The organism is Chryseobacterium sp. MIQD13 (assembly GCF_050496705.1).
GTDB lineage: Bacteria > Bacteroidota > Bacteroidia > Flavobacteriales > Weeksellaceae > Chryseobacterium.
Map to the genome: position 1 here is coordinate 693,553 of NZ_JBNWAF010000003.1, position 13,946 is coordinate 707,498.

The following is a 13,946-nucleotide window of genomic DNA, read 5'->3' on the forward strand; positions in this document are numbered from 1 at the left end:
ATGGCAAAAACCAACGATATTTCAGTTGAAGAAAAATTAAGAGCTTTATACGATTTGCAGATCATTGATTCAAGATTGGATGAAATCCGAAATACCAGAGGAGAATTGCCAATTGAAGTTGAAGATCTAGAAATTGAGATCGAAGGACTTGAAAAAAGAGCTGAAAAATTTCATGCAGATATCAAAGATCAGGACGACCAGATCAAAACGAAGCATGAAGTGATTAACCATGCAAAAACTTTAATTGAAAAATACAAATCTCAGCAGGATAATGTAAGAAACAATAAAGAGTTTGAAGCATTAGGAAAAGAAATAGAATTCCAGGATCTTGAAATTCAGCTGGCTGAAAAGAGAATTAAAGAATTCGGAGTTAAAATTGCTCACAAAAATGAAACTTTAAGCGAACTTAATGAGAAAATAGGTGATCTTAAGAACCATTTGAAATTCAAAAAAGAAGAATTGGATGGTCTTGTATCTGAAACTCAGAAAGAAGAGGAATACCTGATAGAGCAGTCTAAAGAATTTGCAGGTAAAATTGACGAAAGGTTGCTTTCTTCATACAGCAGAATCAGAAAGAACTCTATTAACGGTCTTGCAGTTGTAGGATTAGAAAGAGGAGCTCCAAAAGGATCATTCTTCACTATCCCTCCTCAGAAACAAATGGAAATCGCTCAGAGAAAGAAAATTATCATTGATGAGCATTCAGGGAAAATCCTTGTAGATGACGAGTTGGTAATGGAAGAAAACGAAAGAATGAAAACGGTAATTAAATTCTAATTGCTGACATTAAAAATAAAAAGCTGCTTTAATTTAAAGCAGCTTTTTTTATGAAATAATATTGCTATGATTGATTTTCCGAATTACAGCCCACATCGTAAAATTGACTGAGTTTAAAGTTCTGGACCCAAATCATAAATATGTTTCTGAAAAATTTTTACTTCAGTCTTCTTATTGAAATTGCTATTTTTCTGATATCATCGGCTGAAGAAACGGTATTATTATTATCAATTACAGGAAAGTAGCTTGCCCTGTACCAATGATCATTTACCCATAAATCCACTGTTTCTATTTCGGTATGGTTCGTAGCAGGCGCAGTATAACTTGCAGGAGTATTGCTTGTTGTCATATTCAATCCATTTCCGTTATAAATCCCGTTATCAAGATTGATAAACTGATTTGGGCCCAGCAAAATATTAGAGGATCCATAATTTTCAACACTTGACATCGCTGAAAAATTAACTTTTAAATTACCTCCTGAAACATTTACCAAACGAGGAATTCCGGAAATAGTTCCGGCACCGCTTACCGGGCTGATAAAATAAAAATCAAACATCATCCCGTCCATTACAGGAACATCAGGAGCATAGTTACTCAAATAATTGGTAGCAACTGTTGTCGTTGCATTAGTTCCGCCGCTTCCTACGTTGGCTGGAGCTTCTCCATAGAAATAAGCTTCCTGGCCGACAGGAATCGAATTTCCTGCTCCAATTACAGCGTTACAGGTTTGTCCGCCTATATTGATAACAAAAGTAGTTGTAACCGGGCTTGTAACCGTAGGAGTTCCTGAAATGGTATAACTGAGAGTTCCCGAACCATTTGCAAAATTACCGGCAGATAAAGTTGCTGTAAGCCCATTTACAGGCCCTAACGACTGGGCAGTGTATATACCGCCGTTTCCGCCGGTATAGGGAACGCTCATTGTTCCGGAATATGGGACACCTGCTGTATAGGTATTTGGAGTAAGTGATACCGAATTACAGTTGATAGCACCAATGGTTCCTGTTGCCAGTGAAGAATTATCCAGTTTTCTCCATTCTGTCCCATTCCAGAAAACGTAGCCTGCATAATTAAAGTTTGAGTCAGTTCCTAAGTTAAATACCAATAATCCCGTTGCCGGATTGGGGATTGTCACAATATCCGTTTTTGAAGTCAGGGCAACTTTCGGTCCTAAAAAACCTTTTTTATTTCCTGTTGCAAGATTATTGACATTAAGTTCGAGAATTGAGGATGGGTCAGGTGTGGTGGTGCCGATTCCCACCTGACTAAACATCGTTGTTCCGGTAAATAAGGATAATGTTGCCAGCTTTAAATGCAACGATCTTTTTGAAAATAATACATTTTTCATCATATAATTAGTGTTTTATATACATTTTTTTCATTTAGCCACTGAAGTACACTCAGCTTTTTTATATTCTAAAATTAATGATGAGGGGATCATTGATTTTTTATAGCTGGCTAATCCTGCTTTTGTAAGGTCTGTAACGGATAAAATAGTAATCCCCGAAAGGAGGCCGGAGATGGGGCATCATAACTCCGGCCAATAGTGACAAACACTTGTATCACAAAAAATGATAAATTTCTTTACTAAGTCTCTGTTCTTAACTATGTAATTGTGAATTTTTTGTACGGGTGGCTTAATAATATTTGCAAATTTGTATTATTTGCTTGTTTTCACCTAAGAAATAAATATTACTTAGGTATTACAGTTATTAAATAGAATTGAATTTAAAAAAGATATAAACCTGTATTGAATATCAGTTTTTAAATATTGATACTTTCCATCCATGGATCCATGTTTTCGCAAAAAGTACATTTATGCTGCTTTATTTCTGATATCTTATTTTTCTGAAAAATCCAGAGTGAAATTTGAGCGGTATTATTTTAGGATAATAATAAAAATTCACAAAATACAGGCATCCAAGGAACATGCGACATAGATATAATACGTTGTATTTATGATTTTTTTTTGGGGGAAATCTTTTGTCATTCTAAAGGACAGTTCAGCCAAAAAATGTTGCAAAGTTGATAATATTCGGCTATAGAGTAGTGTTTATTCCGGTTCGGATTGTCATAAATAAATTCTGTTACAAGTTCCATGGTGCAGACCGGTATTATCAGACGTAGAAATATTTTATTTTAAACGATAGGGATGTTGTAGGATTTTCAAATTTGATTCTTACATAAGTTTAAATTAACGATACTTTTTTAATGATCAGTAAAAAACGTGCTGGTTATCAATTGGTTGTGTGTATGTAATATCCGTGTAATATCCGATATTTAATGAAGAGTTTGCATTCTGATGTAATATTGCAGTAGAGAATCATTAAGGACATGGCTTAAAATTTTAAATTAAACACATACTGGCTGATGAAAAATAATCTTCTAATCCTGCTTTCTGACATAGCTGCTTACTGTCAAAATATTATATAATTAAAAGACAGTCTTTTTATCTATATGATCTTATACTTTATTAAAAGTTATACTCAGTCTGATACAGATAAAACTCAATAATATACATAACAACTTTAAAACGAAAAAAATGAAAAAATTATTCTTTTTATTAATGGCTGCAACTTCTGCAATTGCTTATTCACAGGTAGGTATTAATACCTCCAGCCCACAAGGAGCCCTGGATGTAGTAAGTAATACAGGTGCATTTATTCCTCCAAGAATGACGACTGCACAAAGAGATGCTATGGTATTGCCTCCTTCAGGAGCTGTTATTTACAATACTACAACATCCAGTTTGGAATTCAATTACGGAATACCTTCTTCTCCAACATGGAAAACCCCGGTTACTTCTACTGTTGCCTCTTCAAACATTGTGCTGGCAGGAGGTTCTTCTAATTCTGTTGCAGCTGCAAGTCCAAGTGCTGCTGATGGAGCAGGCTATTATCAATTTACATTTACTCTGCCCTCAGCTGCAAAATGTAAACTTGATTTATACCCAACCGGCTGGTCTGATAAAGTGACAGGTGTAGGAACAGTTTTATATATAGACAATATGACTACATCAGTTGCCAGTGTTGTTACTACAAACACATCTCCGCAGAATATGCACGTAGTTATTCCTTACAGTTATGTGACACCAAGTAATTTAGCCACCGGGCTTCATACAGTGAGAGTTCAGGCCTCCAGTATTTCCAAAGTAGACGGAAGTGACAGGATGACTTATTCTTATGTATGCTGGAATTAGATACTTTCTGTTACTCTCAGCCGGTTATTTTTAAGAATAGGGAAGAGTGTCAGAGATTTATAAAATTATTTATACAATAAATAAAATAATAGAGCTTATTGTCTGCTAAGAAAGAAAACAACAGATGTAATACTTAAAACTAACTTAATTTATACAGATAGATGCATTTTATACAATTTTATCATCCCTCGGTAAAATTTTATTAATCCCTTACAATGCTGAATATCATTTTAATTCCATTTAGTTTACGATTCTAAAAACACATAAATACTATAAATCTGTACAAGGCAGAAAATATACAGAACTTAAGTCTGAAAAGCTGGAAATAGCAGATAAGGATTCTCATAATGATAAATAATAGACCCCAAATAAAAACCGCTTCGGTCAGAAGCGGTTTTTATGTTATTCGTGATGCTCATACATCTTATTGTACAGATCTATAAACTTCTCTTTGATTGCTTTTCTTTTCAGCTTTAATGTAGGAGTAAGAAGTCCTGTATCAATGGCCCAGATTTCCGGGGTAAGTTCAATTTTTTTGATTTTTTCCCAGTTCCCGAGATGCTCATTGATACCTTCCATCTCTTTTTCAATTCTTTCCTTTAATTCAGGGCTTTTCGCAATTTCTGCAGGTGTGGTACCGATATTCAGATTGTTTCTCATAGCCCAGTTTTTAGCAAATTCAAAATCTGGCTGTATAAGGGCGCATGGCATTTTTTCACCATCACCTACCACCATAATCTGCTCAATGAATTTTGAAGCTTTCGCCTGGTTTTCAATTGTTTGAGGGGCAATATATTTTCCTCCCGATGTTTTGAACATCTCTTTTTTACGGTCGGTGATCTGAAGAAATCCTTCACTGTCGACATGTCCGATGTCTCCTGTTTTGAAAAAGCCATCTTCAGTGAAAGCTTCTTTGGTCATTTCTTCATTTTTAAAATAACCTTTGAAAATAGACGGCCCTTTTACAGTAATCTCCCCATCTTCCTGAATTTTTACCTGTAAATTGTCCAGCGGTCTGCCAACTGTACCGATTTTCATTTTTTCAAAGCTGTTTACAGAAATAACCGGTGAAGTTTCAGTTAAGCCATAGCCTTCCAGGATAGGAATACCGGCATTCTGGAACATCAGGTTTAATCTTGTGGACAGAGCTGCAGAACCGGAAACCAAAGTAATGATTTCTCCACCCAATCCTTCTCTCCATTTGGAAAATACCAGCTTGTCAGCTATGATTCCCTGTAGTCCTGAAGGTTTGGAAATTTCTTTTTTCTTGCTGATTAAATTTAAAGCCCAGAAGAATATTTTAGATTTCAGGCCGCCGGCTGAAGAACCGGTGTTGTAGATCTTATCATATACTTTTTCCACCAGTCTGGGTACAACACTCATGTAATGTGGTTTTACCTCTTTCACATTTTCACCCATTTTATCAATGCTTTCAGCAAAATAAACTGAAAAACCATTGTACTGGAAAAGATAGAAAAGCATTCTTTCAAAAATATGACATATTGGAAGGAAGCTCAGTATTCTTGTATCCTTATAATCCAGACTCTTTTTCTTGGGAATTCTTGGAACTGAACCAAGTACATTAGATACAATATTATGATGGGTAAGCATTACACCTTTTGGCCTTCCTGTAGTTCCTGAAGTATAAATAATGGTAGCCAGATCCTCAGAGTTGATGGCATTGGAAAGATCTTCCACTTCAATCTGTGTAGAATCGTCCTCACCAAGGTCCAGAATTTCTCTCCAGTTGGCTGCTCCGCTTATATTGTCAAAAGTAAAGATTCCCTGTAGGGTAGGTATATTATGTTTTACCTTCATTACTTTGTTAAGCAGCTCCTTATCAGATACAAAGCAATACTGTATTTCAGCATTATTGAATATAAATTCATAATCCTCAGCAGAAATGCTCGGATAAACGGGAACAGAAACTACCCCGATCTGGGACAATCCAAAATCCATGACAGCCCATTCCGTGCGGGAATTGGTTGTAATCAGAGCAATCTTGTCTCCGGGCTTTATCCCCAGCTTCAAAAGCCCTCTGGATATTTTATTTCCCTGGTTGATAAACTCCAGTGTTGACGTTTTTTTCCACTCCCCCTGATATTTGGTCACAAACATATCCGTTTTAGGAAATTTTTCTAAAGCATAGTGTGGAATATCGAATAATCTTTTGATTGTCATGATTTTTTAAGCAATTTTTAAACAATTTTAAATATAAGCATTTTTTTTAATTGTAGTAAACAGAAATCACTAATTAGAAATTAATTGAATGCCTGCCATAACAAACAAAGAATTTATGATCATTGTTAAAAAAATATGGATACATATATTATAACCTGATCCCTGTAACCTGTTTCCTAATTTTCAATTCTATTTTCAGGTTTCGTTAAAAAGTGTAAATTTACGGCTATCTAATTATTATTTTTTATGGACTTTAATTTATCGGAAGAACAGCTGATGATTCAGCAGGCTGCAAGAGATTTTGCACAAAATGAACTATTACCTGAAGTTATTGAAAGAGACCGCGATCAGAAATTCCCTACAGAGCAAGTAAAGAAAATGGGTGAGATGGGACTTTTGGGAATGATGGTAGATCCTAAATACGGAGGAGCAGGGATGGACAGTGTTTCTTACGTTCTTGCAATGGAAGAAATTGCAAAAATAGATGCTTCTGCAGCTGTTGTAATGTCCGTAAACAATTCTTTGGTATGTGCAGGTCTTGAAAAATTTGCTTCCGAGGAACAGAAAGTGAAATACCTTACTCCTCTTGCAAGCGGAAAGGTGATTGGTGCTTTTGCATTGTCTGAGCCTGAAGCAGGTTCTGATGCTACTTCTCAAAAAACTACAGCTGAAGATAAAGGTGATTATTATCTATTAAACGGTATTAAGAACTGGATTACCAATGGAGGTACTGCTACTTATTATATTGTAATTGCGCAGACAGATCCTGAGAAAAAACATAAAGGAATTAATGCATTTATCGTTGAAAGAGGATGGGAAGGTTTTGAAGTAGGGGTAAAAGAAGACAAACTGGGAATCAGAGGAAGTGATACACATTCTTTGATCTTCAACAACGTAAAAGTTCCTAAAGAAAACAGAATCGGGGAAGACGGGTTTGGATTCAATTTTGCAATGGCGGTATTGAACGGAGGAAGAATAGGTATTGCTTCTCAGGCATTAGGTATTGCATCAGGTGCTTATGAACTGGCTTTAAAATATGCCAAAACAAGAAAAGCTTTCAAAACTGAGATCATCAACCACCAGGCAATTGCATTCAAATTAGCAGATATGGCTACACAGATTACTGCAGCAAGAATGTTATGCTTTAAAGCGGCATGCGAAAAAGATGCAGGTAAAGATATTTCTGAAAGTGGTGCAATGGCAAAACTATACGCTTCTCAGGTGGCAATGGATACCACTATTGAAGCTGTACAGATCCACGGTGGATACGGATATGTGAAAGAATACCACGTAGAAAGAATGATGAGAGATGCGAAAATCACGCAGATCTATGAAGGTACTTCCGAGATTCAGAAAATTGTGATCTCCAGAAGCATCGCGAAATAAATTAATATAACACACTTCTTATGAAAAAAACTTTGTGGATAATCCTGGGAGTAGTGCTCCTTCTGATAGGTGTAACAGTATGGTATAAATACTATTTCGTCTTTGGGGAGGGGGTAAAATCCGGCTATTTGAATTATGCCATGAAAAAAGGCTATGTTTTCAAAACCTATGAAGGAAAACTCATTCAGGAAGGTTTTGGGAAAGGAAAAACCGGAACCATTACAAGCTATGAATTTGAATTTTCTGTAGAAGATCCTGAAATTTTTAAGCAGCTGGAAACCAACAGTGGTAAAACTTTTGATCTTCATTACAAAGAATACAACGGAGCGCTTCCATGGAGAGGCAATACAAAGTTTGTTGTAGACAAAGTTGTGAATATGAAATAGCGAAAGGCTCCCAATCGGGAGCCTTTCTTTTTACAAACCACTTTTTATAATATACGTAAATACATTTAGCCAGGCTGAATAAATCATGTAATGCCTACTAAACTATTCATTTCAAATATACAAAGAAGGCATTATGGAGGTACTGGATTTTTATTAAAATAATATTAAAAAATCCATCAGAAGATGGACCTTGTTTTACTGAGGATTGTTATCAGTTGTTTTCTTGTTTTTCTTTTTGTAGAAATAGTATCCTATTCCGGCGATCAGGAATAAAGGCCATAGCGGAAGGAGGAAAAGAAAAGCAGAAGCAATAACGTCCCAGCCGGATGAAACTGCTGCCAGCGATTTCTCTCCGAAAGTTTTAGGCTCTTTTTCAAACTCAGATTTATCAGTAAGAGTTACGGTTATTGTACATAAAGTGTTTTCTGCGTAACTATTTCCTGAAACCTGGATGTTTTTAGCCTCAATATCACCGATATTGCTCAGATCATTCATTAAGCCGTCAAAATTCTGCATTGGAACTTTGATATCCATATAATATACCTTCTGGCTGTTTTCAGAATAAGAAGAATTTCTGTTGGACGGTTCTGCGGAAATATAGGAAAGCTCCTCGCTTTTTACGTAACCGTTGTTTTTTATGGTTTCCTCTTTTACTAGTTCCTTTACGGTTTCCGCATTGTCAGCTTTTACTGAAAGAATCCCTGTTTTTACCATTCTGTTTTTGAGCTCATAGCTGTCATTCTGAGGCTTTTCTTTATATACAATTTTGGTTTCTTTAATTACTTTCGGAGCCGGAACATTCACGACGATCTTCTCAGGTTTTTTCTCCGCTGAATCTTTTTTCTCAATCTTTGATTCCAGTTTTGTTGAAGCAATTTTGTCAGTTAAAGAATCTACGATCTTGGAAGTATTGTCTATTTTCTGCTGAATCTCTCCTTTTGCATCTTCAAAATCTTTTATTCTGACATTGGCCGAGTCCAGAACTTTATCAGCAGTATTACTGATAGAATTTACTGCTTCATTCACAGCGGCAGCAGTACTGTCTGCAGCATGTAAAGTATCTTCTATCTGGGATTTTGTCGCTTCTGCTTTTTTACACATAATGAAAGTGCCTGATACAGCCACCAGTAATATGAACTTTTTCATAACATTAATTTTTTTGATGAAGTAAAATTAGGGGTGATAAGAAGCGGACTTTTGTAAATAGAAAGTATTATTTTAGTAAAATTTTAAATAATTGAAGATCAATTGATTGAACTTATTTTACAAAAGATTTACAAAACAGAATTTATAATTATTGCCTTTATATCATGGATAAAACGGCAGGTTTTAATGCTCTCCAGTTGATCAGTTCTTTTTCAATCATATAATTTTAATAACTCATTATTGTATTTTCGGGATTGATTTATAATAAATTAATATTTTTTTTCAAAAAAAATTCAAAAGATAATTATGAATATTTACATTTGCGTATTAATATTTTTCTAATGAAAAGAGTACTTTTGTTAATCTTTCTATTGTTTTTGTTTGGATTGGGAGGTGCATTAGGCTGTGCAAACGTTTCTGCTACAAAAAATGCTGTTGAAGCGCAATCGGTAATGAGTAAAAATAATAACGAAATAAAATTTTCAGAAGTAAGAAGACTGAATAAAGATATACCGCTAAAAGAGTACACAATTTTACAATCTTTTGAAGAAACGGTAAAATTATACAGTTTAATGGCAGATAAAAGATTTTCCCGGGGAGCACCAATTCCTACACTGGCTGAAAATGAGTTTCTTCTTGTGCTGAAACCTAAGTTGAAAACAAAGCAGTACGGAGATATTGAAATAGAGAAGATAGAAGAAGAGAAATCTGTTTTAAATGTCTATTATAAAGAAATTAATAACGAAGAATATTTATTAAATAAAGAAAAGAATCCCATACTGATTCTTAAGATAGAAGGCAAAGTTCCTTCAAATATTAAACTGATAACCACTTAATTTATAAAGATCAAATGAAAAAAAAATTACTGATTTTGGGTACTTTACTCATGTTTTCGGCAGTGGGGTTTGCTCAGCAAAATCATTGGAAAAAGCTTGATTCAAAAATCAGCAATGAAATTCGTGAAAGTAAAGTAAGAATTACTGATTTCACCTTGTTTAAACTTAATGTTGATCAGATTCAAAATCAACTCAAAAATTTGCCGGACAGCGATTTGCATTTGTCCCGGAAAGGAGTGATGTTGAATTTTCCAAACCTTGAAGGAGGTTTTGATACTTACGAGGTTTTCGAATCATCAACAATGCATCCCGACCTTCAGAACAGGTATTCTGAAATCCGGTCTTATACCGGTTTCAAAAAAGGTGACAAATCATCAATATTGAAGTTTACCATAGATCCTTATTTTGGATTTAATGGTATAATCAGAAATAATCAGGGAATTTATTATATCGATTCTTATACAAAAGATAATAAGGTTTATAAACTTTATGACAGAAAAAATGCTTCATCTTCCAATCAGTTTGAATGCCTTTTTAATGACAGTAATGAGTTGAATGAATCAGCCTTAAATGCCCAGAAAACAGTTATTGACGGATTAAACAGAAAGTACAGGCTGGCTATTACAACCACAACAGAATATACTGCTTATATTGCAGGTCAGGCTGGTGTAGGCACAGGAACGGATGCCCAGAAAAAAGCAGCAGTTCTTGCAGCAGTTAACCTGGCTGTAACAAGATTGAATGAAGTTTTTGAAAAAGATATTTCAGTAAGACTGCAGCTCATTCCGAATACAGATTCTTTATTCTTCATCAGTACAGATACCTTTAATGCCCTGGATGCAGGTCAGATGTTAAGTGAAAATATCACGGTTACCAATAATATTATCGGTTCTGCTAACTACGATATCGGACACTTGTTCTTTCAGGCAAATGCAGGAAATGATAACGGTTTGGCAGCTACTCCTTCCATTTGCGGAAACAGTAAAGCAGGAGGAGTTACGGGTTCTGCAGTTCCGGTAGGAGATCCATTTGTAATAGATTATGTAGCTCATGAAATGGGACATCAGTTTGGTGCAAACCATACGCAAAATAATAACTGTAACAGAAATACACCTACATCAATAGAGCCGGGAAGTGCAAGCTCCATTATGGGATATGCCGGTATTTGTGCTCCAAATGTACAAGCCCATAGTGATGCTTATTTTCATGCTGTAAGTATTGCAGAAATGTATACCAGATTAACTTCAGGTACTACCTCTAACTGCGGGGTTAAAACACCGATTGCAAACGCAGAGCCGATTGCAAATGCCGGTACGGATAAAAGCATACCGAAGAGTACACCATTTATGTTAACAGCAACAGCAACAGATGCGGATAATGATGCTCTTACATATACATGGGAACAAACTGATTTTGGGGTTGCAACTATGCCTCCTCAATCGGCAAATGGAGTGGGACCTCTTTTCAGATCTGTAATGCCTACAGCATCACCTTCAAGATATTTTCCCAGACTGTCAACTATTGTTTCCGGATATGATCCTGCAATTGTAGCTCCTGGAGATGTAAGGGCATGGGAGAAACTTGCTTCAAGAGGAAGAGATCTTAATTTTTCAGTTCTTGTAAGAGATAATAACCCTCTGGGCGGCCAGACAGGTCGTGATGATGTGAAACTTACCGTTGTGGATACAGCAGGACCTTTTGTGGTTACTTCACAAAACACAGGAGGAGTTGTTTGGAGTGAAGGCCAGTCATACACAATTACATGGGATGTTGCCAATACAACAGTGGCACCTGTAAGTACACCTAATGTAACGATCCTGTTGTCAAAAGACGGTGGTCTTACTTTCCCGATTGTTTTGGTAGCAAGCACTCCTAATAATGGTTCTTATAATTATACTGTTCCGGGCGGTCTTGGTACAATTTCTAACAATGCCAGAATTATGGTGAAAGCTGTGGGGAATGTATTTTTAAATGTCAATTCACAAAACTTTACAATTAATTCATCAGCGGCAGTGGATCCCGGTACTCCAAATCCGGGGAACCCAACAGTCCCTACAAGAATATACCAGGGTCTGATGATATATCCGGTGCCTTCAAATGATGGTTACGTTTATATTAAAGCTGATTTTCCTAGACAGGTTCCGCTGCGTCCTTACGTTATTACTTATGAATTATTTTCAATGGATGGAAAACTGATTGTTCCTAAAAAGACGAAATATATATTTGACGAACTTCTTGAACAGATTAATTTAAAACATCTGCCTACTGAATCCTATATGATTCATGTTACTGTAGACGGAGAAAAAATTGTTAAGAAATTAATGATGATTCCTAGGTAAATTATCCAAGTAGATTCAATAAAAAAACCGTTCATTTGAACGGTTTTTTATTTTTTATTGGAATTTAGTCTTGTTGAAATTCACTGATAAAATGCAGTTTCACATTCGGGAACTTTTCCTGTGTCATATGAATGGTGAATGAAGAATCCGCCAGGAATACAAGTTGGTTGTACTTGTCCCTTGCCAGGAAACGCTGCTTTAATCTTGCAAATTCCTTAAACTCTTCAGACTTTTCATCGGCTTCCACCCAACATGCTTTGTGCATGGAAAGAGGTTCGTAAGTACATTTTGCCCCGTATTCATGTTCCAGACGATATTGGATAACCTCATACTGAAGTGCTCCCACAGTTCCGATGATCTTTCTTCCATTCATTTCAAGGGTGAATAACTGGGCAACCCCTTCATCCATCAGTTGATCAATACCTTTTGCCAACTGTTTAGCCTTAAGCGGATCATTATTGTTGATATAACGGAAATGTTCAGGTGAGAAACTTGGAACTCCTTTAAAGCTCAGTTTTTCACCGCCAGTTAATGTATCACCGATTCTGAAGCTTCCCGTATCATGAAGACCTACAATATCACCAGGGAAACTTTCATCTACCACTTCTTTTTTATCTGCGAAGAATGCATTCGGGGAAGAGAATTTCATTTTTTTGCCTTCTCTTACCAGCAGGTAATTTTCGTTTCTTTTGAATGTTCCGGAAACAATTTTTACGAAAGCAAGCCTGTCTCTGTGCTTCGGATCCATATTCGCATGAATTTTGAAAACAAAGCCTGTAAAATTACTTTCTTCAGGTTTTACAAGACGGGTATCGCTTTCCTTAGGCTGAGGCATCGGAGCAATTTCAATGAATGCATCCAATAATTCACGTACTCCAAAATTATTTAAAGCGGAACCAAAGAAAACCGGCTGTAAGTCCCCACTCATATAATCTTCACGGCTGAATTCAGGATAAACAGACTGCACAAGCTCGAGCTCATCTCTTAGGTTTTGAGCGGCTTTTTCACCAATTACCTCATCTATTGAAGGATCATTGATATCGTTAAACTTAACTGTTTCACCAACTTTCTGCTTCTTTTCTTCCAAAAACAGCTGGATATTATTCTCCCAGATATTATAAATTCCCTGGAAATCACTTCCCATACCAATCGGGATAGATAACGGAACGACTCTTAATCCTAATTTCTGCTCAACCTCATCCAAAAGATCAAATGCATCCTTACCCTCACGGTCAAGCTTATTGATGAAAACAAGCATAGGAATGTTTCTCATTCTGCAGACTTTTACAAGCTTCTCAGTCTGTTCCTCAACCCCTTTTGCAACGTCAATCACAACAATTACGGAATCTACAGCTGTTAAAGTTCTGTATGTGTCTTCAGCAAAATCTTTGTGACCTGGTGTGTCCAGGATGTTGATTTTGTGATCTTTATATTCAAAAGCCAATACGGAAGTCGCTACAGAGATCCCTCTCTGTCTTTCGATTTCCATAAAGTCGGAAGTAGCTCCTTTTTTTATTTTGTTGGACTTTACCGCACCGGCTTCCTGGATAGCACCCCCGAAAAGAAGTAATTTTTCCGTAAGGGTTGTTTTTCCGGCATCCGGGTGGGAAATGATCCCGAAAGTCTTTCTTTTTTGTATTTCTTTGATTAAGTCTGACATAGTGTATTTTGAAGTTGCAAAAATCGGGATTTTTTG

The 13,946-nt window shown here is 36.1% G+C and carries 10 protein-coding genes; 6 read left to right on the forward strand and 4 right to left on the reverse strand.

From position 1 onward, the window contains the following. Positions 1-777, forward strand: a complete 777-nt coding sequence (locus ACQWU4_RS15505; RefSeq protein ID WP_429936652.1) for a zinc ribbon domain-containing protein — start codon at positions 1-3, stop codon at positions 775-777. 157 nt (positions 778-934) lie between these two features. On the opposite strand, the gene ACQWU4_RS15510 is transcribed toward ACQWU4_RS15505, so the two are convergent. Beyond that, a complete protein-coding gene (locus ACQWU4_RS15510; RefSeq protein ID WP_429936654.1) occupies positions 935-2,128 on the reverse strand; it encodes a hypothetical protein in 1,194 nt (397 codons plus the stop codon). A 1,191-nt stretch (positions 2,129-3,319) separates the two neighbouring features. Between ACQWU4_RS15510 and ACQWU4_RS15515 the strand changes: the two genes are divergently transcribed. Further along, positions 3,320-3,976, forward strand: coding sequence for a hypothetical protein (locus tag ACQWU4_RS15515; protein ID WP_429936656.1), 657 nt, complete (start codon positions 3,320-3,322; stop codon positions 3,974-3,976). Positions 3,977-4,378: 402 nt separating this feature from the next. Here ACQWU4_RS15515 and ACQWU4_RS15520 read toward each other — a convergent pair whose 3' ends face one another. Next, positions 4,379-6,157: an AMP-dependent synthetase/ligase gene (locus tag ACQWU4_RS15520; protein WP_429936658.1), complete on the reverse strand. Its 1,779-nt coding sequence runs from the start codon at positions 6,155-6,157 to the stop codon at positions 4,379-4,381. 246 nt (positions 6,158-6,403) lie between these two features. Here ACQWU4_RS15520 and ACQWU4_RS15525 point away from each other — a divergent pair, with 246 nt between their 5' ends. Both ACQWU4_RS15525 and ACQWU4_RS15530 read left to right on the forward strand, forming a co-directional pair. Beyond that, positions 6,404-7,543: an acyl-CoA dehydrogenase gene (locus tag ACQWU4_RS15525; protein WP_429936659.1), complete on the forward strand. Its 1,140-nt coding sequence runs from the start codon at positions 6,404-6,406 to the stop codon at positions 7,541-7,543. Between the two features lie 20 nt (positions 7,544-7,563). Then, positions 7,564-7,929: a hypothetical protein gene (locus ACQWU4_RS15530; protein WP_429936661.1), complete on the forward strand. Its 366-nt coding sequence runs from the start codon at positions 7,564-7,566 to the stop codon at positions 7,927-7,929. A gap of 195 nt (positions 7,930-8,124) precedes the next feature. On the opposite strand, the gene ACQWU4_RS15535 is transcribed toward ACQWU4_RS15530, so the two are convergent. Next, a complete protein-coding gene (locus ACQWU4_RS15535; RefSeq protein ID WP_429936662.1) occupies positions 8,125-9,075 on the reverse strand; it encodes a DUF4349 domain-containing protein in 951 nt (316 codons plus the stop codon). A gap of 341 nt (positions 9,076-9,416) precedes the next feature. Between ACQWU4_RS15535 and ACQWU4_RS15540 the strand changes: the two genes are divergently transcribed. Both ACQWU4_RS15540 and ACQWU4_RS15545 read left to right on the forward strand, forming a co-directional pair. After that, complete coding sequence (locus tag ACQWU4_RS15540) at positions 9,417-9,911, forward strand: hypothetical protein (protein ID WP_429936663.1); 495 nt, start codon at positions 9,417-9,419, stop codon at positions 9,909-9,911. Positions 9,912-9,925: 14 nt separating this feature from the next. Next, the gene (locus ACQWU4_RS15545; RefSeq protein WP_429936664.1) at positions 9,926-12,250 is read left to right on the forward strand and encodes a reprolysin-like metallopeptidase; all 2,325 of its coding nucleotides are present in this window, start codon (positions 9,926-9,928) and stop codon (positions 12,248-12,250) included. Between the two features lie 64 nt (positions 12,251-12,314). Here ACQWU4_RS15545 and ACQWU4_RS15550 read toward each other — a convergent pair whose 3' ends face one another. Continuing rightward, positions 12,315-13,910, reverse strand: coding sequence for a peptide chain release factor 3 (locus ACQWU4_RS15550; RefSeq protein WP_429936665.1), 1,596 nt, complete (start codon positions 13,908-13,910; stop codon positions 12,315-12,317). Positions 13,911-13,946 lie beyond the last annotated feature (36 nt).